Source organism: Cupriavidus sp. C2SS-8b, from assembly GCF_057073745.1.
In genome coordinates this window covers 2,030,369-2,052,586 of sequence record NZ_CP172717.1, presented here as the reverse complement: position 1 = coordinate 2,052,586, position 22,218 = coordinate 2,030,369, and the positions used below count along the sequence as shown (strand labels likewise).

Here is a 22,218-nt window from a genome sequence, read left to right as displayed (position 1 = left end):
TGGCCGCTTGCCGCATGGAGTTGGCGCGAGGATGTGGTGCCTTTTGCACTGGCACGACAACGGCCAGGCGCGCGGACGTGGCTGGGCAGCCGGGCAAAGGACGTTGCGTCCTTCGCTCGTCAGGCTAGCTGGGGAAAAGGATCGCGATACCGACCTTGTGAGTCTCGGCCGGTCCCTGGAGCGGGACTTCCGGCTGCAAGGCGGCCCCTGGAAATTGCTCCGCGATGATCGGCGGAATGCCGGGGCCCTCGCTCTCCGCGTTCCAGACCAGGACGGCGCCGGTCTTCCTGAGGTCTTCCGGAGTGATCCACGGATTGAGGCGATAGCCGCCGTGCACGAACAGGGCAGACGGGCGGTCGTCGGAATAGAACGCCGCATTGCCGGCGTACCAGGTGTCGCCAATCACATATCGGAGCGGCTTTCCCGTTTCGGCGAACCAGCGCTCGGTCACTTCGGCGCCGAGCTGCCGCCCGGGAAAATGTGTGCGGTTTTCCTTGCCGGCAAGGGCTGGCCGGCCGAGCTGATCCAGCGCGAACAGCAAGGCGGGAAGCAGCAGGACCACGATCCATGCGCGGCCAAAGGTACGCAGCCGCGCCGTGGTCAACACCGGGCGGATCGACGTGGCAATCAGCAACCCCACGAAGCACAGCAGGGGCGCCGCCCACATGACGCGCGGCGGTCTTTGCGTGATGGCCGACAGGCTGATGGAAAAGAGGGTCGGTCCCAGCGCCAGCGCGACAAGATAGGCCCGGTCGAACTTGTTCGCATCCGATGGCGGGGTCGCCGGCGTTGCGCTCCGGGCCCGCCAGCGCCACAGCATCAGCGCAAGAAGCAGCATCGGGATGATCGCTGCCAGCTGCGCGCCGATGAATGAAACGAGCTTGGCCAGGTAGGTGCCCGTGCCGACCTCCGGGGCTCGCCTGCCAACATACTCGATCGAGATGAAACCGCTATCGACGATCCAGGCCATGTGCGGAAGAAAGGTCAGGAGCGCGGTCAATACGAGCACCCACGGACCCGGTTCGGCAAGGCGACGGCGGGCCTGCGGGTGTGCGAGCACGAACATCGCCATGGGTGCGAGATAGGCCCCCATCGAATAGCGCGCCCAAAGTCCCAGGCCAGCAACGAGCCCGCACAGGAACCAGTCGCGCAGGCGGTTATCCGTCAGGGCGCGATGCAACAGCCAGCCAAACAGGGCGCCGAACGGCATCTGCAGGACAATGTCGTTGAACTCCGGCGTCGGGAAGTTGAAGTAATAGACCCCTTCCAGCAACAGGACGCCGAGGAGCGCTTCGCGCTGGGTCGTGATGCGGCGCCCCAGCTGCCACACAGCGACGAATACCGTTCCGATGCAGACTTGCGCGGCAAGATAACAGGCCCACAGATTCTTGCCCGGCCACACGCTCAGGGCTTCGGTGACCCACGGCCAGAGCGGGGGATCTTTTTCGTACCCGAGTTGCCATTCATGCCCCCACGCCAGCGCCTCGATGATGTCGAGTGACGCATTCTTCAGCAGCAGGCTGGGCAATAGTGTCCAGAGAACGACATGGCAAAGCACCGCCAGTGCGAGGACCCGGCTGACGCCCAGTTCCTGCAAGGCTTGTGACCATGCCTGGAAAACACCGGAATAAACCGCGGGCCGCGCCGCAGCGGCTTCGGCAGGCGAATATGTTGAAAATTCTTCCACTTTTACTCGGGAAATCCCCGCGCGGAGCGAGAAACGCAGGAAAAAATTAGAAACTCATGGTTGCCCGCAAAACCGTTCGCGAGCGCATTGGCTTGACGAACGGGATATCGACTATTACCTCAGCGGCGAGCGATTATCTCAAGGTATTACGGATGATTACAAAATATGAATGTGCGAGTTGACACATTAATGACCCGCTGCTAGCCGTTAAAAACATGATGCTTCAAAACCACAAACAGCAGGCAGTGCGGAAATGATCGGTGCACTGAATGGCGGTAAACCCTAGTAGTCTAGTTTTATAGACCTTTATAGAGTTGGGCATGCTGTCCGGGACGAAGTGGTCCCACGGACGGTCATTTGAGTCGGGCACGTCAGCCTGCCAGCCATGCCGGACAACCCATCGACCGAACTTCTTTCCCGTAGCCGCCAGCCGGTCTACCTGCAGCTCGCCACCATCTTCCGCCGCCAGATCGAAAGCGGGGCATGGGGGCCTGGCGCGCAGATCCCGTCGCTGGAGGCGCTGTGCCGCGAGTACGGTGTGGCGCGCATGACCATGCACCAGGCCCTCTCAATGCTCGATGAGGAAGGGCTGCTTGAGCGTTCGCGTGGCCGCGGCACCTTCGTCAAGGCGGGTCGGCGGCCACAGCGGCGTGTCTCGCTCTCCACCAGCTGGGACGAGGCCGTCGCGATCGGCGATGCCATCGATACCGAGGCGCTGGTGGAGTCCGGCGGCAACGTGGCGCTGCCCGCCGACCTGGGCCTGCCCTGCAGCGGCAGGCATGCCGCCGAATACCATTTCCTGCGTCGCCTGCATCGCGTGGAAGGGCGGCCCTTTGCCATCTGCCAGGTCTACATCGAGGCCGAGGTATTTGCGCGCGAGCCGGAGGCATTCCGGCAGGGCGCCTCCGTGCAGGTGCTGGACCGCTTTCCCGGCCTGCAGGTCAGCGTGGCCCGCCAGCGCCTGACCATCGTCGCGGCCGGGGCGGAATCCGCGGTCGCGCTGGACCTTGCCGTGGGCGCGCCGGTCGCAGAACTGCGCCGCTATGCCTGCGTCGATGACGTGGTCGTCTACTACGCCCGCATTGAATTCCCGACCGAATTCGTTTGCCTCGATTTCGACCTGCTGGCCGCTTCCGGGCGCCAGCCTGATGCCAACCCGTCCTGAATCACGGAACCCGATCCATGGAAACCTCCCAAGCAATGAACGGCGCTGAAAGCCTGGTCAAGACCCTGCTGGCCAGCGGCGTCGACACCTGCTTTGCCAACCCCGGCACGAGCGAGATGCATTTCGTGGCGGCGCTCGACCGCATTCCCGGCATGCGCTGCGTACTGGGGCTGTTCGAAGGCGTCGTCACCGGTGCCGCCGACGGCTATGCGCGCATGGCCGACAAGCCGGCCGCCACGCTGCTGCATTGCGGGCCGGGGCTGGCCAACGGCCTGGCCAACCTGCACAACGCGCGCCGCGCGCAGACGCCGGTGGTCAACATCATTGGCGACCAGGCCACGTATCACAGGCCGCTCGATGCACCGCTCACGGCCGACACCGAGGGCTGGGCCCGCCCGGTTTCGGTGTGGACGCGCACGGCCACGCGCGCCGCGTCGGTCGGCGCCGATGCCGCGGCGGCGGTGCAAGCCGCGTGCGCCGCGCCGGGCGGCGTCGCCAGCCTGATCCTGCCGTCTGACGTGTGCTGGGATGCCGGCGGCGAAGTGGCCGCGCCGCTGCCGCCGTTGTCCGTGCCGAAGGTCGCGCCGGATGCCGTGCAGAACGCCGCGCGCGTGCTGCGCTCCGGGCAGCCGACCCTGATCGTGGTGGCGGGCGCCGCGCTGCGCGAGGCGCCGCTCGCCGATGCGCATCGCATTGCCGCGGCCACGCAGGCCCGGCTGATCACGCCCATGTCGAACGCGCGCGTGTCGCGCGGACGCGGGCGTCTGGCGGTGGATCGCATTCCCTATTCCGGCGACGTGGCCCGTGACCGGCTGGCCGGCATCCGCCACGTGATCCTGGTGGGTGCGCAGGCGCCCGTGACGTTCTTCGCCTATCCGGGCAAGTCGCCGCGCCCGTATCCGGAAGATGCGGTCGTGCACGTGCTGGCACGTCCGGAAGAAGATCTTGCGGATGCGCTGGCCCGGCTTGCGGATGAGGTCGGGGCAAGGAACGCGGTGTTGCCCGAATCGAAGCCCGTGGCGCCGGCGGAGATTGCGCGCGGCGCGGTCACATCGGAAGCCGTGGCGAAGACGCTGACGGCGCTGCTGCCCGAGCAGGCCATCGTCGTGGAGGAGAGCGTCAGCTTCGGGCGGGCCTTCTATCCGGGCACCGTGAATGCAGCGCCCCATGACTGGCTGCAGCTCACGGGCGGCGCCATCGGCGCGGGCTTGCCGCTTGCCACCGGCGCCGCCGTGGCCGCGCCGGGCCGCCGCGTCGTCGCCCTGCAGGCCGATGGCTCCGGCATGTACACGTTGCAGTCGTTGTGGACCATGGCGCGCGAGCAGCTCGATGTCACGGTCGTGCTGCTGGCGAACCGCAAGTATGCGATCCTGCTCGGCGAACTGGCCGGTGTCGGGGCGAACCCGGGCAAGACCGCGCTCGACATGCTCGACATCGGCAACCCCGACCTGAACTGGGTGCAGATGGCCAACGGCATGGGCGTGGAGGGCGCGCGCGCGCACGACATGGAGACCTTCGCCGACCTGTTCCGCATGGCCAACCAGCGCAAGGGCCCGTTCCTGCTCGAGCTGGTCATCTGAGGCACGGCGTGCCTGCAAGGGGGGATTTCCGCATTCGGGAATCCTGCCTTTGGCAGATGCGAATTGCTGCACCGCGCATAGTGCGGCAATCTGGCAGCTGTGCCATGGAAGCCCCATGGCGGCATCATTTGTGAAGGAGACACCATGCCCCAACAAGGAGCGGCAGCGGGTCCGGACAAGGTCTACGCGGAAATGCTCGCGGCCGGCCAATTCCGCATCCAGCACTGCCAGGACTGCAAGAAGCACGTATTTTTCCCGCGCAATATCTGTCCGCACTGCGGCGGTGACGCGCTTGACTGGGCCGATCCGAAAGGCACCGGCACGGTCTACTCCACCAGCGTGATTCGCCGCAAGCCCGAAGCCGGCGGCGACTACAACATCGTGCTGGTCGACCTGGACGAAGGCGTGCGCATGATGAGCCGGGTCGAGGGCATCGCCCCGACCTCCGTGCGCATCGGCATGCGTGTCAAGGCGCGCGTGGCGCCTGGCAAGGCAGAAGGCGAGCCTGCTCTCGTCGTGTTCGATCCGGTGGAGGGCTAAGCAAAATGAGTCTGTCTTCTCTGCGCGGCAGCGTCGCCATCGTTGGCGTCGGCCAGGCCGGCCTGGGCGAAGCCCATGGCAAGACTGAAATGGAAATCCTGGTGGAAGCCGCCAAGGCAGCCGTGAAGGATGCCGGCATGTCGATGCGCGACATCGACGGCATCGCCACCGCCAGCGTCGGCGCCACCATGTGGGTGATGCCGGTGGCGGAGTACCTCGGCATCAAGCCGAAGTTCCTCGACAGCACGATGATCGGCGGTTCGAGCTTTGTCTCGCACATGCTGCCCGCCATGATGGCGCTTGAAGCCGGCCTGTGCGACGCGGTGCTGGTGTGCTACGGCAGCAACCAGCGCACCTCGACCGTGGGTCGCGCCGGCATCGGCAAGGTGCGCGCGGTGCTCGATCCGCAGCCGTACGAAAACCCGTACCAGCCGTTGAGCCCGATCACGTCGTATGCACTGGCCGCCGCGCGCCACATGCACCAGTACGGCACCACGCGCGAACACCTGGCTGAAGTGGCCGTGGCCGCGCGCAAGTGGGCGCAGCTCAACCCGGAAGCGCAGATGCGCGATCCGCTCAGCATCGACGACGTGCTCAATGCGCGCATGGTGTCGGACCCGCTGTCGGTGCGCGACTGCTGCCTGGTGACGGATGGTGCCGGCGCCTACGTGATGGTCCGTGCCGACCGTGCCAAGGACATGGCCAAGCCGCCGGTCTACGTGCTCGGCAACGCCACCGCGACGTGGCATCGCCAGATCTCGTGCATGCCGGACGTCACCGTCACGGCGGCCAAGGAATCCGGCGAGCGCGCATTCGCCATGGCTGGCCTCAAGCCGTCGGATGTCGACGTGGCCGAACTGTATGACGCGTTCACGATCAATACGCTGTTGTTCCTGGAAGACCTTGGCTTTTGCGCAAAGGGCGAGGGCGGCCAGTTCGTCAGCGGCGGCGGCATTGCGCCAGGTGGCAGGCTGCCTGTGAACACCAACGGTGGTGGTCTGTCATGCGTGCATCCGGGCATGTACGGCATGTTCATCACGATCGAAGCCGTGCGCCAGCTCCGTGGCGAATGCGGTGATCGCCAGGTCAAGAATGCGGAAGTCGCCGTGGTTCATGGCAACGGCGGCACGCTGTCCAGCCAGGCGACGGCGATCCTGGGGACCGCTGCAACGGTGTAAGACGATCCGGGTTTGAAGGAAGAAGGGAGGCGGCGGTGGAACTGAGTGACTGGTTCCACCGCCGTTTCTATTGGCGGGGTCTGGCGTGCCGATGATGTCCCCGACCAACCGACTACTGAGCCGCGCAGCAGCCGAAGGCGATGATGCGATAACGGTGGCAGTGTCGGGCCACGGACAGTTTCGGGGCTGGTTCAATCATTGTTGGAGAGCCTGCATACGGTCGCGCTCCACGCGGCAGGCAGTCAGGCAGTCTCTGAAGCGAGTACCCGTACAACACCCTCAGCACACTACGATCAATATTCGCCCGTTAGGGCAAGCGACGCGTTTCTTTGCCTACTTTCTTGTCGCTCGGACAAGAAAGTAGGTCGCCGGCTACGCCGGCGAAACAGCGGCGTCTGCCAAGAGCCAACAAGCCATTCATCACCGGAGACCCTGCCCGACGGCGCCGACAAAACAGAAAAGCTCGCAGTCTTCAATTGACCTACCGCGACGTTCATCAAAGTCTCCGTTCCTTCATTCACGCGTGCGGTTCGCGCCTGATATAGCCGAACAGGTAAGCCGCCACCTTACGCATCTGGATCTCGTCCGAACCCTCCGTGATGCGGTAGCGGCGATGGTGCCGGTAGATATGCTCGAACGGCTTGTGCCGCGAGTAGCCGATGCCGCCATGCACCTGCATGGCCAGGTCGGCGGCCTCGCAGCACAGGCGGTTGGCCGTGAAGTTGCACATCGAGACCTTATCCGACAGCTGCTTCTCCACTTCCTTCTTCGGCATGCGATCCATCTCCCATGCAGTCTGTCGGATAAAAGCGCGCAGCATCTGCGCACGCGTAGCCAGCTCCACCAGCGGAAACTGGATCCCCTGGTTGCGCGCCAGTTCCTGCCCGAACGGCTTGCGCTCGCGCGCATGGCGCACGCTTTCGCGGATGCAGTAGTCCGCCGCGCCCAGGCTTGCGGCGGCCTGGCGGATGCGGTTCTCATGCACGAAATGCTGCGCCACGGACAGGCCCGAGCCGGCCTTGGCGAGTACCGCCTCTGCCGGCACCCACACCCCCGTGAAGCTCACGCGCGGATGGTCGGTCGGCATATTGAAGGTCCACAGGTACTCTTCCACGCGCACGCCCGCGGTGTCAGACGGGACCAGGAACGCGGTGATGCCGCGGGCGTCGCCGTCTTCGCCGCTGGTGCGCGCGAACACCACGCAGTGCGTGGCGGTATGCATGCCGGTGGTCCACATCTTTTCGCCGTCGATGCGCCAGCCATCCTGGCCATTGCGTTTCTCAGGCACGGCGCGCGTTGCCATGTGCGTGGCATCGGAGCCGTGTTCAGGCTCGGTCAGGCCGAATGCGAGCTTGACCGTTTCATCGAGCATGCCCGGAATGAAGAAGGCTTTTTGCGCGTCGGTGCCATAGTCGCGCATGACCAGCACGAACGGCTTGTTGCCGACGATCGAGTGTTCGTTCTGCAGGTCGTTGTGCAGGCCCAGTCCTTTGGCGGCCAGGTGTTCGCGGATCACCGCCATCCAAAGGTTGCCACCGCCCTTGCCGCCGTACTCGGTCGGCAGCGCGAAGCGCAGGTGGCCCGCGCGGTCGGCGCGGCGCCGGGCTTCGGTCAGCAGCGCCTCCCATTCCGGCCGCGGCAGGCCCTGGTTGTCGAAGTCAGTGCGGGCCCACTCGCGGCGGTGGTCGAAGAAGCGCTGGTTGTCGTTCTCGGCCTGCAACGGCTGGATCTCCGCTTCGATGAAGCGGTCGAGTTCTTCGAGGTAGGCGACGAGTTCCGCGGGAAGCTGGAAATCCATTCATTGCTCCATGGCTTGCAACGCCGCGCGATAGCTGCTGTAGGCAGGCTGGTCGATGGCGAGCTTGTTCAGGGTGACAGTCCAGAGATGCCCGGTCAGGCCGGGCGTGTCCAGGTCGATGTGGCCGGCGGCGATCGCTTCGCACAGTTGCCGGTTCAGCGCTTCGAGCGTGCCGTCGGTGCCGAGCAGCTGGCGCAGGCGCTCGTGTTCGGCAGCGCTTGCCTCAGGGGCCAGGCGCAGTTCGCGCGCGACGATGTCGAGCACATTGGCGGCCACGCGCGCATCGAACGCTTCGCGTCCGGAGAGTTTCGGGATCGCGGCATTGCGCAGGAAGGCGGTGACCGCCTGCAGCAGGTCAACGGCGTTGGGCGTGTCTTGCATCAGCGTGCTCCCCGGCGCGGCGCCAGCAGGTTCAGCAGGTCGATCTCGGTCTCGGAGCTGCGCCGGCCAATGGCCGCGCGCTCCACGGTGCGTGGCGCGCCGCCGGCGGGGGCTTGCGCCATGCTCTCGCAGCCGATGCCCCACTTGAGCGAGCCGAAGACTTCCCAGAAATGCACGCGCGCGGCATCCACCGTGCCGCCGCCGGCCTCGTAACCCGCGAACAGGTCCTCGCGCGTGCCGAAGCCCCCCACGGGCAGGCTGGTGTGACCGAAGCGCCAGGAATTGACGCACAGCCAGCCGAGGTCTTCCATCGGATCGCCAAGATGGGCCAGCTCCCAGTCCAGCACGGCGCGCAGGCCGTCTTCGCCGACCATCAGGTTGCCGTTGCGGAAGTCGCCGTGCACCAGCACCTTGCGCGCGGGAGGCGGCGGCAGATGCCGCTGCAGCCACTGGAACGCCAGTTCGAACACCGGCTTGGCCGAGCCGCCGGCACGGTGCCGCGCCAGGTAGTTCGCCACTTCCTCGGCGGCCGCGGCTTCGCGCAGCGGCGGCAGTTCCTTGTGTGGGATGTTATGGATGCCGCCCAGCGCATGCCCGCACTGCCAGGCCAGCCTGGAACGCGCATGGGCCAGCGCGGGATCGCGCACGATGCGTCCGCCCAGCGTTTCGCCAGACACGAAATCCATGATGAAGCCGTCCCCGATGCCGTCAGCCGGATCGAGCACGGCGCGCACCACCGGCACCGGCACGCCGGCCCGCGCAGCGCGCTCGATCAGAACGGCTTCCGTGGCCATGCCGGTGAAGCTGGCCGAGCCGCTGCCGGCCGGACGCGCCGATTGCGGCGGGCTGCGCCGCAGGATCATCGGCGCCGAACCGTCGGGGCGTTCGAGGCTGAAGGACCAGGTTTCCTGGTTGGCGCCGCCGGACAGGCGGCGCAGGGCGGTGATGCCCGTTGCGCGCTCGTCGATGCGGCGCGCGATGCAATGCAGGCCCGAGGACAGCATGTCCTCAGCCTGCACAGGCGTTGTCTCCACGTTTGTTGTTCTCCCTGATGGCGTCAATGGCGGGCTGGTTGGCACGTCCTTGAATTCATAATCAAGATTATGTTTTTAAGCCTAAAGACGCCTGTTAAGCTTGTCAACACTGGGAAAACACGGACACACAGATTCCGGCCACGATGAAACAAGCGCTTACGCCCCTGGAAGGACAGGAAGGATTTGCGGTACCGCGATACTCGCGCGGCAAGAAGACAACGGAGCGGTTGCTGGAAGCCGGACGCCGCCTGTTGCGCGACCGCACGCTGGACCAGGTGCCGATCCAGGACATCTGTGCCCACGCCGGCGTGACCACGGGCGCGTTCTACAGCCGCTTCGATGGCAAGGAGAGTTACTTCCGCGCCTTGCAGACCTTGCTGGTGGCGCAGTTGCGCGAAGGGATGGAGCAGCGTGTCGCGCTGTTCGATGCCGGGCAGATGACGTTGCGCGAGGTGGTGGAATCGCTCGCGCGCAACAACCGCATGTGGGCGTACCGCAACGAGGGCGTGCTGCGTGCGTCGCTGATCGAGCGCGCCATTACCGGCGAAGACCCGCTCAAGCGCATGAACCAGGACTATGTAGAGCTGGTGGTGCCGCGCCTGGCGCGGCTGCATCCAAAGGGCGCCTCGCCCGAGTTGGAAACGCGCATCCGCTTTGCCTACCAAGCCATGGTGGGGACGCTGGTCTATACGCTGGTCAACCGGTCCGGTACGTACCGGCTGTCAGACCGCAGGCTCGAGGCGGAAATGGCGCGCGGATTTTATCTCTACATCACGCAGGAACTTGGGTAAGTGCGTGGTCCCGAAAGAACCAAGGAGAAATGCCATGAGTGATGTCACAGCGGACCGCAGCGTATCCCGGTCCAGCGATTGCCCGCCGTGCCCCGGCAACCTCGTGATGGAACGCATCGCGACGCGCAAGGCCGAGGTCGGCGAACTGGCGATCCATCGCGCACTGCCCAGCCGCCAGCGCCGCATGGTCGGCGCCTGGTGTTTCCTCGACCATGCCGGCCCGATCGTGTTCGGGCCCGGCGACGGCCTGCGCGTGGGTCCGCATCCGCATATCGGCTTGCAGACCTTCACGTGGATGATCGAGGGCGAGGTCATGCACCGCGACAGCCTGGGCTCCGAGCAGGTCATCCGGCCGGGTCAGGTCAACCTGATGACGGCGGCGCACGGCATCTCTCACGCAGAGGACTCCGTCACGCCGCAGGGCGGCGGCCTGCATGCGGCGCAGCTGTGGATTGCCCTGCCCGAAGACCGGCGCCATGGCGAGCCGGCGTTCAGGAACTATCCGGAGCTGCCGGTCACCGCGCACGGCGGGTTCCGTGTCACGGTGCTGGTCGGGACGGCTTTCGGCGAAACTTCACCGGTCGAGGTGTTTTCCCCGCTGACCGGGCTGGACCTCACGGCCGATGGGGCGGCCCAGGCATCGTTGCCGCTTGACGCGGGGTTCGAGCACGCCGTGCTCGTCCTGAGCGGGGAGGCGCGGATCGAAGGCGAGCCGCTGGCGGCCGATACGCTGCTCTACCTGGGCACCGGGCGGGCGCAGCTCGACGTGCAATGCTCAGGGCCGGTGCGCCTGCTGGTGATCGGCGGCGCGCCGTTCGGCGAGGAGATCCTGGTGTGGTGGAACTTCGTTGCGCGCAACCAGGCGGAAATCGAAGCGGCCGCGCGGGACTGGAACAACGGCGATCCACGCTTCGGCAAGGTCACGGGAAGCCCGTCGCCGCAATTGGCGGCGCCGGACCTCACCGGCGTGCAGATCAGGCAGCCGGGGCGCTAGCGCGCGGGGTTCCCGGCAGGGGGCTCACACCCCCCACAAGATGTCGGCGTGCTCCCGTTGCGCGACCCGCATCATGTCGAGCAGCGGATAGGCGCGTTGTGACAGCATGATGCGCTTGCGGTCGTCCCGGTCGGCATGGCCAGCCGCGCCGTCGTCGGGGGCATGAAGCGCCTTGTCTTCCGAGATCGCCGCTTCGAGCCTGCAGATGGCCTCGGGCAGTTCCTCGGCCGCGATGACGCCGCGCTCGCCGATGCGCTTGCCCAGGATGCCGAGCAGGTATTGCGCCAGATCGCGCAGCATCGAGATATCCGGCGCCGCCGTCGAATGAAGGGTCACCAGCATGTCAGTTCCTCCTTGATCGGATGCGGCGCTCGTTTCACCGAGCACCCATGTCATTCATAACGTCTTGCCGCTGTGGTGCGTGGACACGCTGCTTGCAAGTCCTTCTACGCGCAGCAGACGACTGGCATCAGCCATCGCCGTCCTCCAGCTCGCCCTGGTCGATCGCCACCAGCACGCTGCAGGAGACCTTGTCCAGCAGCAGGCCATTGCCATTGCCCGCCCACCATCGCTTGAGCACGCCGCAGCGGCTGTGCCCCACCACGATCAGGTCGACGTGCAAGGTATTGGCCATGCGGGCAATCTGGTCAATCGGGATGCCGGTCGCAAAATGCCCGGTGGTCTCGATGCCGCATGCCCGCAGTTGGTCGACGCCTTCGCGCAGGATTCTCCGGGCCGATTGTTCCTCGACCATCTGCGCGTCGCCGGCCATGGCGTCGAACCCCTGGATCCAGTAAGCGTGCTCGAGCACCGCCAGCAAGTGGGCCTCCGCGCCGAGCTGCCGCGCCAGATCGGCGCCGTAGCGCAGGGCCCGCCGGCCATCGCGTGATCCGTCATAGCAAAGCAGGATGCGTGAAAACAATGGCATTGACGTTCCCCTTGATGGCCGTCAGCCTGCACGCCGTGCGCCACAGCGCCGCTAGCGTCCTTCCATAGCTAAAAATATATCACGTTGTGATGTATTTTTCCGGCTGGGTTCGTGAGGCCTTGCAGAACGGAGATCGGTTCGGCAAAGCTGGACTGCAGTCACGCAACAGTATCCGGCAAGTAAGGCGCTGGTGCCGGTGGAGGGGATGTTCCGCTGTCCTTCTCTTGATCGTTCGCTGGCGACTGAATGCAGCGCGCGCCACTTTGCGACCGCCCGGCCTGACCCCGGCGTCACCCTCTCGTCAAATTCTCAATTCATCCAACTCATATATATGAGCTAGTTGACATGGACGAGACCGTCTCCTAAGATGAATCCCACAAACCACCCCACAACCAGGAGACAACAAAATGATTCATGTCGTGCTGCATGACGCCAAGGACACCGTCGCGGTGGCTGTGGTGGAAGGCATCCAGGCGGGTACCCGGCTGAATGCGTGGATCATGGATGAGGACAAGGTCGTCACGGTGACGGCGCTCCAGCCGATTCCCATCGGCCACAAGGTGGCGTTGTGCGACATGGCCCCCAACGACACCGTCTTCAAGTACGGCGTCGACATCGGCAAGGTGGTGGCCCCGATCAAGGCCGGCGAGCACGCCCACGTCCACAACATCAAGACCAAGCGCTGGTAATCCACCGCGCCGCCGTCCCGAATCCACCACCATCCATTCCAAATCCGAGGGCCACGCCATGTCCGTGATCGACCAAAACACCACCTTCTGGGGCTACCGCCGCGACAATGGTCGCGTGGGGGTGCGCAACCACGTCATCATCCTGCCGCTGGATGACCTTTCCAACGCCGCCGCCGAGGCCGTGGCCGTCGCCATCAAGGGCACCATGGCGATTCCGCACCCGTACGGCCGGCTGCAGTTCGGGCCGGACCTGGACCTGCACTTCCGCACGCTGATCGGCGCGGGCAGCAACCCGAACGTCGCCGCGGTGGTGGTGATCGGTATCGAGGACGGCTGGACCAAGCGCGTGGTCGACGGCATCGCCAAGACCGGCAAGCCGGTGGTCGGCTTCGGCATCGAGGGCCACGGCGACCACGACACCATCATGCGCGCCTCGAAGGCGGCGAAGGAATTCGTGCAGTACGCCACCGCGCTGCATCGCGTGGAATGTCCGATCGGCGACCTGTGGGTGTCGACCAAGTGCGGCGAGTCGGATACCACGTCCGGCTGCGGCGCCAATCCGACTGTGGGCAACGCGTTCGACAAGCTCCATCCGCTCGGCACCACGCTGGTGTTCGGCGAGACCTCGGAGCTGACCGGCGGCGAACATATCGTCGCGGCACGCTGCGCCAATGACGACGTGCGCCACCAGTTCATGGCCATGTTCGAGCGCTACCAGGGCATGATCGACCGCTGGAAGACCTCGGACCTGTCCGAGTCCCAGCCGACCAAGGGCAATATCGCCGGCGGCCTGACCACCATCGAAGAGAAGGCGCTCGGCAATATCCAGAAGATCGGCAAGAAATGCACGGTCGACGGCGTGCTCGACAAGGCCGAGGAGCCGACCCATCCGGGCCTGTGGTTCATGGATTCGTCGTCCGCCGCGGCCGAGATGGTGACGCTGTGCGCGGCCGCCGGATACGTCGTGCATTTTTTCCCGACGGGGCAGGGCAATGTCATTGGCAACCCGATCGTTCCCGTCATCAAGCTCTGCGCGAATCCCCGTACCGTGCGCCTGATGAGCGAGCACATGGACGTCGATTGCTCGGGCCTGTTGCAGCGCGAACAGACGCTGGACCAGACCGGCGACAAGCTGCTCGAATGCATGCTGGCAACGGTCAATGGCCGCTGGACGGCAGCCGAGGCGCTCGGCCACCGCGAGTTCGTGCTGACCCGCATCCACGAGTCCGCATGATGAAGCGCATCTGCATCAGCGAGTTCATGGACCCGGCCGCGGTGCAGGCGCTCACGCCCGGCTTCGACGTGCGCTACGAGCCGGGCTGGGTGGACCAGCGCGGCGCCTTGCTCGACGCGCTGCCCGGGGCCGATGCGCTAATCGTGCGCAACCGCACCCAGGTCGACGCGGCGCTGCTGGCGCGCGCGCCCGCGCTGCGCGTGGTCGGGCGGCTCGGCGTGGGGCTGGACAATATCGATGTCGCGGCGTGCCGCGACCGCGGCATCCGCGTGATTCCGGCCTCGGGCGCCAACGCGCGCTCGGTGGCCGAGTACGTGGTGACCACGGCCGCGATGCTGCTGCGCGGCGCCTATGCCAGCAGCTTGGAGTTGGCCGATGGCAAGTGGCCCCGTGCGCGTCTGTCGGAGGGGCGCGAGGCACTGGGCAAGACGCTGGGCCTGGTCGGCTTCGGCGACATTGGCCGGCAGGCCGCCGCGCTCGCGCAGGCGTTCGGCATGCAGGTGGTGGCGCATGATCCGATGTTGTCCGCTAACGATCCGGTCTGGTCCGCTACTGGCGTGGAAGGCGTTGCACTGGATGCGCTGCTGGCGCGGTCCGATGCAGTGAGCCTGCATGTCCCGCTGGTGGCCGCAACGAGACACTTGATGAACGCGCCGCGCCTTGCCGCCATGAAGCCCGGGGCGGTGCTCATCAACACGGCGCGCGGCGGTGTCGTGGACGAGACCGCGCTGGCCGGCGCGCTGCGCGACGGACACCTGGGCGGCGCCGCGCTCGACGTGTTTGAAGCCGAGCCGCTGCCCGCGGACAGCGTGCTGGCGGGCGTGCCCAACCTGGTGCTGACGCCGCATATCGGCGGCGTCACGCGCGAGGCCAATGCCCGCGTGTCGATGATGATCGCCGCGCAGGTGCGGCAAACGCTGGAGACCCTGTCATGAGCCGAGTCCCGATGGGGCAGCTGGAAGCGCTGGCGCGGTCCGCCTTGCGCCGGGCCGGAGCGAGCGACTTGCAGGCGCAAGCCACGGCTGCGGCGCTGGTGCGGGCCGATGCCATGGGCCTGGCCTCGCACGGCGTGTCGCGCGTGCCGATGTACGTCGGGCATCTGCGTCATGACCGTGTCGACGGGCAGGCGGTGCCAGTGGTGCGCAGTGTCCGTGCCAGCGCGGCGCTGGTCGATGCCGGGAGCGGCTTTGCCTTTCCCGCCTGCGAACTGGCGATCGCCGAGGCCATGCGGCGCGCGCGCGATACCGGCGTGGGCGTTGCGGCCGTCACCAACAGCCATCACTTCGGCGCCGCGGGGTTGCCGCTCGATACCGTGGCCCGCGCGGGCATGGTGGGCATCGCCATGGGCAATTCGCCGGCGGCGATGCCGGCCTGGGGTGGCAAGCGAGCGCTGTTCGGCACCAATCCGATTGCGGCAGCGTTTCCGCGGCCGGGCCAGGAGCCGGTCCTGATTGACCTGTCGCTGTCCGAGGTGGCGCGCGGCAAGATCATGGTCGCCGCCAAGCAGGGCAAGCCGATTCCGCTCGGCTGGGCGCTCGACGAATATGGGCAGCCGACCACCGATGCGCAGGCGGCGCTGCGCGGCTCGATGCTGCCGGCCGGCGGCGTTAAGGGCGCCATGCTGGCGCTGATGGTGGAACTGCTGGTGACTACGCTCGCCGGCGCGCAGTTTGGCGCGGAAGCGGATTCGTTCTTCACCGATGCAGGCAACCGGCCGCGCATCGGGCAACTGTTCCTGGTGCTCGATCCGGGTGCCTTCGCCGGATCGGACATCTATGGGGAACGGGTCGAGACGCTGCTGCAGGCGATGCTGGGCGATGAGGGCACGCGATTGCCTGGCGCGCGGCGTTACACGCTGCAGTCGGAAGCGCAGGAACATGGCATTGAAGTACCGGAAGCACAGCTTGCCGAACTGCTGTCGCTCGCCGGCGAGGAGGTGAAAGCGTAGGTCATTCCCCATCGACAACGGACCCGCCAGGAAGCGGGCCGGCGACCCCCCAACGGAGACACACCATGCATCGAGGCTCGATTCGCCCGGCGTTCAGGCTGGCTGCCCGCGCGCTTGTAGCGTTGTCCGCAGTATCGACGTTCGCGTGGCTGGCGCCCTCGCCAGCAGCGGCACAGGGGGGCAGTCCGGCTCCGGCCGCCAATGACTACCCGAGCAAGCCGATCCGCTATGTGGTGCCGTTCGCGGCCGGCGGGCTGACCGACATCATGGCGCGCCTGGTTGGCCACCAGTTGGCGGAGGAGTGGAAGAAGCCGATCGTCGTCGACAACAAGCCCGGCGGCAATGCCAATATCGGCGCCGACCAGGTCGCCAAGTCGCCTGCCGATGGCTATACCTGGCTGGCCGTCACGCTGACGCATGCTTCCAACGCGACCCTGTTCCCGAAGCTGCCGTTCAGCATGCAGAAGGACCTGGTGCCGGTGGTGCGCATTGCGTCGTCGCCGATGCTGGTAGTGGTGCCGGCGAATTCGCCGGTCAAGTCGATGAAGGATCTCGCCGCCGCCGCGCAGAAGGCCAGGCTCAATGCCGGCTCCAGCGGCAACGGCACGCCGCCGCACCTGACGATGGCACTGTTCGAAAGCCAGACCCGCTCCAGTTTTACCCATGTCCCGTACAAGGGCGGCGCGCCGTCGATGACGGACCTTATCGGTGGCCAGCTCGACGTGGTGTTTTCCAATTTCCCGGAATCCATCGCCTATGTGAAGGGCGGCAAGCTGCGCGCGCTGGCGGTCACGACGCGCGAGCGGCATCCGCAACTGCCCGATGTCCCGACCGTGGCCGAAGCTGGGTTCCCGGAACTCATCGTCGAGAACTGGACGGGCCTGATGATGCCGGCGGGCACGCCGCGGCCCATCGTCGAGAAGGTCGCCGCTTCGGTCGGGCGCTTGCTGCAGACCGACGCCATGCGCGAGCGCATCGTGGCGGCGGGCTTCACGCCGGCGCCGCAGAATCCCCCGTTCAACGAGTACTTCAATACCGAGGTCACGCGCTGGGCGAAGCTGATCGAGGAGAAGCAGATACGGGTCGAATAGGCGCGGGCGGGCGGCGCCGCCGGGCAGCAGCTTGATATCATCCGGCCTTGTTGTTTTATCGGAATTGCATGGCGCGGCCATCCGGGCCGCCCGGCACGCTTATCTCAGGGGATCCTAACGTGGGCGCGAGATTTGACGCAGGCAGCGCCATCGGCGGTGTCCTGTACAAGGATGTGAAGCAGGCAATACTCGCCGCACTGGCGGAAGGCGAGTGGAAGCCGGGCGAGGTCATTCCGTCCGAACGCAAGCTGATCGAGCGCTTCGGCGTGTCGATCGGCACGCTGCGCAAGGCGATTGACGAACTGGTGGCGGAGAACATCATGATTCGCCATCAGGGCCGCGGCACTTTCGTGGCCACGCATCGGCAGGAAGACCATTTTTTCCGCTTCTTCCGCATCGTCCGGCAGGACGGACATCGCGAATTTCCCACCGTCCAGCTCGCCAGGTTCCGCCGGGCCAAGGCGGACAAGGAAGAAGCCGCCGCGCTGGGACTGGCGGTCGGCGCAGCCGTGTTCCGCTTTACCAACGTGCTGTCGCTCGAAGGCAAGCCCGTCATGATCGACGCCATTACGGTGCCGGAAGAGCGTTTCAAGACGCTGACGGAAAAGCAGCTGCGCGAGCGCCCGAACACGCTCTACAACTTCTACCAGGATGCCTTCGGCATCAACATCATCCGCACCGAGGAGCGCATGCGTTCCGCGCTGGCGGATGAAGACGACGAGGCATTGCTCGGCGTGCCGGCCGGCACTTCGCTGCTGAAGATCCTGAGGGTGGCCTCGTCGTATCACGACGAGCGCATCGAATATCGGGTTTCGCGCGTCGATACCAGCAGCCACGAGTTCGTGCTGTCGCAGCCCTGAAGTGCCGCGCGGCGAACGCGCACCGGAATGTCCGGTACCCGTTCGCCGCGCGAGACGGCGCTCCTGTTAATTCGCAGGAGCGCCGCAGGTGGCGACGCTGGCCTCAGGCCGCGGTTTCCATCACCTCGCCGAAACGCTGCAGGTGATAGTCGCTGTCGCCGAGCAGCTGGTCGAGCATGGTCAGGCGCTTGAAGTAGTCGCCCACGGCCAGCTCGTCGGTCATGCCCATGCCGCCATGCAGCTGCACCGCTTGCTGGCCGACATAGCGGCCGGCACGTGCGAGCGTGACCTTGGCCGCGGACAGCATGCGGCGGCGGCGGGCCGGATCGGTTTCGTCCATCGCCTGCACGGCCACATAGGCCATCGACAGGGCCAATTCCTTCTGCACCAGCATGTCGGCCATGCGGTGCTGCAGCGCCTGGAAGGCGCCCAGCGGCTTGCCGAACTGCTGGCGCGTGCCCAGGTACTCGCCGGTGATCTCGATCAGCTTTTCCATCGCGCCAGCGCCTTCGGCGCACAGCGCGGCCACGCCGTGCTCCATCCCCAGGCCCAGTGCGGCCAGGCCGTCGGCCGGCTGGCCCACCAGTGCTTCGGCGCCCACGGTGACGTTCTGCAGCGACAGGTCGGCGGCGCGCAGGCCGTCGATGGTTGGGTAGCCAGTGACGGTCAGGCCGGCGCTGTCACGCGGCACCAGGAACAGGGCAACTTCGTTGCTGCCGGCAATGCGCGCGGTCAGCAGGTAGGCATCGGCCGAGGCGCCGTGCCAGACCAGGCTCTTGGTGCCGTTCAGCACGTAGCCGGCGCCGCTGCGCTCGGCGCTGGCGCGCGCGGTCTCGGGACGGTAGCGCGTAGTCGGCTCAAGATAGGCCAGCGTGACGATGCGCTCGCCGCCGGCGATGGCCGGCAGCCATGCTTCCTTCTGCTGCTGGCTGCCGTAGGCCGACAGGATCGCCGCCGACATCACGCCGCTCGGCGTGACCGGCTCCAGCACCAGGCCGCGGCCCAGTTCGCGCTGCACCACGAGCTGGCTCGCGGCGCCTTCGCCAAAGCCGCCGAAGTCGGCCGGCACGGTCAGGCCCAGCACGCCCATTTCGGCCAGCTTGTTCCACAGGTTGCGGTCCAGCGACTCGCCGGCACGCGAGCTCTTGCGGCGCGCGTCGAAGGTGTATTCGGTATCGATGAAGCGGCGCAGGCTGTCCGCCAGCATCTGCTGCTCTTCGCTGTAGGTGAAGTCCATGTCTGCTATCCCTTCAGAAACCCAGGATCATCTTGGAGATGATGTTCTTCTGCACTTCGGTCGCGCCGCCGTAGATCGAGGTCTTGCGCATGTCGTAGTAGGTCGACGACGCCGAAGCGGCCCAGTCCGGACCCGAACCCGGCTGCCCGGTGCCGGGCTCGAGCCAGTCCGGCGAGTACGGCCACGCGTTGGGGCCGGCGACTTCCATCATCAGCATGGCCAGGTCCTGCTGGATTTCCGAGCCGCGGATCTTGACGATCGAGGCCTCGGGTCCGGGCTGGCCGCCCGATTGCGTGGCCACGCGCAGCAGCAGCATTTCCAGCGCCATGATGTCCATCTCGATGCGCGCGATCTTGTCGCGCATGCGCACGTCCTCGATCAGCGGGCGGCCGGCGCCGTCGGTGGTCTGGCTCGCGTAGTGCTTGAGCTGGCGCAGTTCGCGGTGGCAGTGGCCGATGCCGGCGATGCCGGTGCGCTCATGGCCGAGCAGGTACTTGGCGTAGGTCCAGGCCTTGTTCTCTTCGCCGAGCAGGTTTTCGACGGGCACTTCCACGTCTTCAAACCAAGTCTCGTTGACGTCGTGGCCGCCGTCGAGCGTCTTGATCGGACGCACCGTCACGCCGGGCGACTTCATGTCGATCAGCAGCATCGAGATGCCTTCCTGGGCCTTGGCCTCGGGGTCGGTGCGGACCAGGCAGAAGATCCAGTCGGCGAAGTGGGCCATGGTGGTCCACGTCTTCTGGCCGTTGACGATGTACTTGTCGCCCTTGCGCACGGCGCGCGTCTTGAGCGAGGCCAGGTCCGAACCGGAGCCCGGCTCGGAATAGCCCTGGCACCAGAAGTCCTCGACATTGGGGATGCGCGGCAGGAAGCGTTCCTTGTGCGCCTGGCTGGCGTACTTCATCAGCACCGGGCCGATCATGGTCAGGCCGAACGGCAGCATGCGCGGCGCGCCGGCGCGCAGGGTCTCGATCTCGAAGATCAGGCGCTGCAGCGCGCTCCAGCCGGTGCCGCCCCATTCCTTGGGCCAGGTCGGCGCGCCCCAGCCGTGCGCGTTCAGGATACGGTGCCAGCGGACGTAATCGTCCTTCTCGATACGCTGGTGGTTCAGCACCTTGTTGCGGATATCCTCCGGCAGATTGGCCTGGACGAAAGCCCGGACTTCTTCGCGGAAGGCCTGTTCCTCAGCGGTAAAACGCAAATCCATCTGAATGTCCCCTGTGGTACGCGGGCCGCATGGCGTATGCGCGGCGGCCCTTCACTGTGCGGGCCGATTGTATGAGGGGCTTTCGATTCGGTTCTTCATCAATGGCAAAGGTGACCTTCGGACCGGCGGAACCGTTGCGCTGGGGCGACGGCCGTGCCGAAGACGGCCTTAGCGAATTCGAAATGGATTAGCGGGGATACATGGCGCAAACTTCGTGGCCTGCAGCAAGTGCGTTCTAGTGCATTCTTCGACGCATTCGCCCATTCGCCGTACCTCTACTCCCGACCGAGCAGCGAGCATCATGTCTTCCTTCCGCCCCGAGTTCATCCACGACATTCCCCGCCATTGGGCCACGCAGACGCCGCAGGCGCCGTGCCTCCACGAGAGCGGCAACGTGATCAGTTATGGCGACCTGTGGCGCCGCATCGAGACCACGCGGGACTGGCTGGCCGCGCAGGGCGTGGGCGAGGGTGACCGCGTGATCGTGGTGGGCGAGAACTGCAACGAGATGATCGTCACGATGTTCGCCTGCAGCACGCTGCATGCGTGGCCGATCCAGATCAACGCACGCCTGTCGGCGCGCGAGATCGACAATATCCGCGACCATGCGCAGCCGGTGCTGGTCCTGTTCACGGGCCATGTCTCCGATGTCGCCGCCGCGCACGGCCGCAGGCTGGACGCCAAGGCGGCAGATTGCACGGTGTTTGCCGACGGCATGACCGTGGTGCGCGCCACGACCACGCCGGACCGCGTGCCCGCCGAACAGGCGCGCAAGGTGGCCACGCTGATCTATACCTCCGGTACCACCGGTGCGCCGAAGGGCGTGATGGTGCCGCACGAAGGCCTCACGCACTTCGCCCGCATTTCCGCGACGTCCCGCAACATGGGGCCGGCCGATGTCGCCTACGGCGCGCTGCCGATGTCGCACATCTTCGGCATAGCCACGGTGCTGCTGGCCACGCTGTATGGCGGCGCCAGCCTGTTCGTGCGCCCGCGCTTCGATGCGGACGAGGTCTTCGCGGCGCTCGATGCGCCGGGGATCAGCATCCTGCAAGGCGTGCCCACCATGTTCACGCGCATCATGGCGGTGGCGCAGCAACGCGAGCGCAAAGCCTATCCGCGCCTGCGCTATCTCTACACCGGCGGCGCGCCGCTGGATCCGACCCTGAAGGGCGACGTCGAGGCCTACTTCGGCCAGCCGCTGCACCATGGCTATGGCATCACCGAATATGCCGGATCGCTGTTCATCACGCGCATGGAAGCGCCGCGCGCCGATTGCTCGGCCGGCTACATCGTCGAAGGCGTGGAGATCAATATCACCGATGGCGAAGGCAATGCGCTGCCGGCCGGCGAGCGCGGACAGATCCGCGTGCGCGGCCCGGGCGTGATGCTTGGCTACTATCGCAATCCGGAGCAGACCGCCGAGGCGCTGCTGCCCGGCGGCTGGCTCAATACGGGCGACCTGGGTTACCTGGATACCGATGGCGCGCTGTTCATCTCGGGCCGCTCCAAGGACCTGATCATCCGTTCGGGCTTCAACGTGTACCCGATCGAAGTGGAGTCCGTGATCAACGCGTTCCCGGGCGTGCGCCAGTCGGCCGTGGTCGGCCGCAACACCAGCGATGGCAATGAGGAGGTGGTGGCTTTCATCGAGATGCAGGACGGCGTCGAGCCCGACCGCGCCAAGCTCGATGCCTACCTGCGCGACAGCCTGGCGCCGTACAAGCGCCCGGCCGAAGTGCGCGTGATCGATGTGATTCCGACGACGGCCAGCGGCAAGCTGCTGAAGCAGCCGTTGCGTTCGCTGCTGGGCTGATGCCTGGCGAAGTTTTCTTTTCCCGCTGGCAGCCTGTGTCCGGCGGGGAACACAAAGCAG

General features: G+C 66.2%; 21 protein-coding genes. 13 read left to right on the top strand and 8 right to left on the bottom strand.

Going from position 1 to position 22,218, the window contains the following annotated elements:
* Positions 1 to 124: 124 nt before the first annotated feature.
* Complete coding sequence (locus ACIGJB_RS26280; RefSeq protein WP_483732902.1) at positions 125 to 1,687, bottom strand: glycosyltransferase family 39 protein; 1,563 nt, start codon at positions 1,685 to 1,687, stop codon at positions 125 to 127.
* Between the two features lie 385 nt (positions 1,688 to 2,072).
* Here ACIGJB_RS26280 and ACIGJB_RS26275 point away from each other — a divergent pair, with 385 nt between their 5' ends.
* The 4 genes from ACIGJB_RS26275 to ACIGJB_RS26260 all read left to right on the top strand — a co-directional run bounded on the left by ACIGJB_RS26275 (position 2,073) and on the right by ACIGJB_RS26260 (position 6,150).
* Positions 2,073 to 2,852: a GntR family transcriptional regulator gene (locus ACIGJB_RS26275; RefSeq protein WP_483732901.1), complete on the top strand. Its 780-nt coding sequence runs from the start codon at positions 2,073 to 2,075 to the stop codon at positions 2,850 to 2,852.
* A gap of 35 nt (positions 2,853 to 2,887) precedes the next feature.
* Positions 2,888 to 4,432, top strand: coding sequence for an acetolactate synthase large subunit (locus ACIGJB_RS26270; RefSeq protein WP_483734667.1), 1,545 nt, complete (start codon positions 2,888 to 2,890; stop codon positions 4,430 to 4,432).
* Positions 4,433 to 4,576: 144 nt separating this feature from the next.
* Positions 4,577 to 4,972 carry a Zn-ribbon domain-containing OB-fold protein gene (locus ACIGJB_RS26265; RefSeq protein ID WP_483732900.1) on the top strand — a complete coding sequence of 132 codons (396 nt, stop codon included), beginning with the start codon at positions 4,577 to 4,579 and terminating at the stop codon, positions 4,970 to 4,972.
* Positions 4,973 to 4,977: 5 nt separating this feature from the next.
* The gene (locus ACIGJB_RS26260) at positions 4,978 to 6,150 is read left to right on the top strand and encodes a thiolase (RefSeq protein WP_483732899.1); all 1,173 of its coding nucleotides are present in this window, start codon (positions 4,978 to 4,980) and stop codon (positions 6,148 to 6,150) included.
* A 517-nt stretch (positions 6,151 to 6,667) separates the two neighbouring features.
* Here ACIGJB_RS26260 and ACIGJB_RS26255 read toward each other — a convergent pair.
* Genes ACIGJB_RS26255 through ACIGJB_RS26245 form a run of 3 tightly spaced genes read right to left on the bottom strand, consistent with a single transcriptional unit; the run spans position 6,668 to position 9,363 of the window.
* The gene (locus ACIGJB_RS26255; RefSeq protein ID WP_483732898.1) at positions 6,668 to 7,948 is read right to left on the bottom strand and encodes an acyl-CoA dehydrogenase family protein; all 1,281 of its coding nucleotides are present in this window, start codon (positions 7,946 to 7,948) and stop codon (positions 6,668 to 6,670) included.
* Positions 7,949 to 8,329 (bottom strand): DUF6285 domain-containing protein, encoded by a 381-nt coding sequence (locus tag ACIGJB_RS26250; RefSeq protein WP_483732897.1) that lies wholly within the window; start codon positions 8,327 to 8,329, stop codon positions 7,949 to 7,951.
* Positions 8,329 to 9,363 (bottom strand): phosphotransferase family protein, encoded by a 1,035-nt coding sequence (locus ACIGJB_RS26245; protein ID WP_483732896.1) that lies wholly within the window; start codon positions 9,361 to 9,363, stop codon positions 8,329 to 8,331. Before ACIGJB_RS26245 ends, ACIGJB_RS26250 begins: the two co-directional genes overlap by 1 nt.
* A gap of 143 nt (positions 9,364 to 9,506) precedes the next feature.
* Here ACIGJB_RS26245 and ACIGJB_RS26240 point away from each other — a divergent pair, with 143 nt between their 5' ends.
* Together ACIGJB_RS26240 and ACIGJB_RS26235 are read left to right on the top strand one after the other, a co-directional pair.
* Positions 9,507 to 10,154, top strand: a complete 648-nt coding sequence (locus ACIGJB_RS26240) for a TetR/AcrR family transcriptional regulator (protein WP_483732895.1) — start codon at positions 9,507 to 9,509, stop codon at positions 10,152 to 10,154.
* Between the two features lie 34 nt (positions 10,155 to 10,188).
* The gene (locus ACIGJB_RS26235) at positions 10,189 to 11,148 is read left to right on the top strand and encodes a pirin family protein (protein ID WP_483732894.1); all 960 of its coding nucleotides are present in this window, start codon (positions 10,189 to 10,191) and stop codon (positions 11,146 to 11,148) included.
* A 24-nt stretch (positions 11,149 to 11,172) separates the two neighbouring features.
* On the opposite strand, the gene ACIGJB_RS26230 is transcribed toward ACIGJB_RS26235, so the two are convergent.
* Complete coding sequence (locus ACIGJB_RS26230; protein ID WP_483732893.1) at positions 11,173 to 11,490, bottom strand: DUF1840 domain-containing protein; 318 nt, start codon at positions 11,488 to 11,490, stop codon at positions 11,173 to 11,175.
* A 127-nt stretch (positions 11,491 to 11,617) separates the two neighbouring features.
* Positions 11,618 to 12,076 (bottom strand): universal stress protein, encoded by a 459-nt coding sequence (locus ACIGJB_RS26225; protein ID WP_483732892.1) that lies wholly within the window; start codon positions 12,074 to 12,076, stop codon positions 11,618 to 11,620.
* A 407-nt stretch (positions 12,077 to 12,483) separates the two neighbouring features.
* Between ACIGJB_RS26225 and ACIGJB_RS26220 the strand changes: the two genes are divergently transcribed.
* The 6 genes from ACIGJB_RS26220 to ACIGJB_RS26195 all read left to right on the top strand — a co-directional run bounded on the left by ACIGJB_RS26220 (position 12,484) and on the right by ACIGJB_RS26195 (position 17,898).
* The gene (locus tag ACIGJB_RS26220; RefSeq protein WP_483712250.1) at positions 12,484 to 12,765 is read left to right on the top strand and encodes a UxaA family hydrolase; all 282 of its coding nucleotides are present in this window, start codon (positions 12,484 to 12,486) and stop codon (positions 12,763 to 12,765) included.
* 58 nt (positions 12,766 to 12,823) lie between these two features.
* Complete coding sequence (locus tag ACIGJB_RS26215) at positions 12,824 to 13,999, top strand: UxaA family hydrolase (RefSeq protein ID WP_483712249.1); 1,176 nt, start codon at positions 12,824 to 12,826, stop codon at positions 13,997 to 13,999.
* Complete coding sequence (locus tag ACIGJB_RS26210) at positions 13,999 to 14,934, top strand: hydroxyacid dehydrogenase (RefSeq protein ID WP_483734666.1); 936 nt, start codon at positions 13,999 to 14,001, stop codon at positions 14,932 to 14,934. Before ACIGJB_RS26215 ends, ACIGJB_RS26210 begins: the two co-directional genes overlap by 1 nt.
* A complete protein-coding gene (locus tag ACIGJB_RS26205) occupies positions 14,931 to 15,947 on the top strand; it encodes an Ldh family oxidoreductase (RefSeq protein WP_483732891.1) in 1,017 nt (338 codons plus the stop codon). Before ACIGJB_RS26210 ends, ACIGJB_RS26205 begins: the two co-directional genes overlap by 4 nt.
* Before the next feature lie 65 nt (positions 15,948 to 16,012).
* Entirely contained in the window at positions 16,013 to 17,038 is a 1,026-nt protein-coding gene (locus ACIGJB_RS26200; protein ID WP_483732890.1) for a Bug family tripartite tricarboxylate transporter substrate binding protein, read from the top strand.
* Between the two features lie 119 nt (positions 17,039 to 17,157).
* Entirely contained in the window at positions 17,158 to 17,898 is a 741-nt protein-coding gene (locus tag ACIGJB_RS26195) for a GntR family transcriptional regulator (protein ID WP_483732889.1), read from the top strand.
* Between the two features lie 103 nt (positions 17,899 to 18,001).
* On the opposite strand, the gene ACIGJB_RS26190 is transcribed toward ACIGJB_RS26195, so the two are convergent.
* Together ACIGJB_RS26190 and ACIGJB_RS26185 are read right to left on the bottom strand one after the other, a co-directional pair.
* Positions 18,002 to 19,135, bottom strand: a complete 1,134-nt coding sequence (locus tag ACIGJB_RS26190; protein ID WP_483732888.1) for an acyl-CoA dehydrogenase family protein — start codon at positions 19,133 to 19,135, stop codon at positions 18,002 to 18,004.
* A gap of 13 nt (positions 19,136 to 19,148) precedes the next feature.
* Positions 19,149 to 20,342, bottom strand: a complete 1,194-nt coding sequence (locus tag ACIGJB_RS26185; protein WP_483732887.1) for an acyl-CoA dehydrogenase family protein — start codon at positions 20,340 to 20,342, stop codon at positions 19,149 to 19,151.
* Between the two features lie 301 nt (positions 20,343 to 20,643).
* Here ACIGJB_RS26185 and ACIGJB_RS26180 point away from each other — a divergent pair, with 301 nt between their 5' ends.
* On the top strand, positions 20,644 to 22,158 hold the full coding sequence (locus tag ACIGJB_RS26180) for a class I adenylate-forming enzyme family protein (RefSeq protein WP_483732886.1): 1,515 nt from the start codon (positions 20,644 to 20,646) through the stop codon (positions 22,156 to 22,158).
* The last annotated feature ends 60 nt before the right edge of the window (positions 22,159 to 22,218 follow it).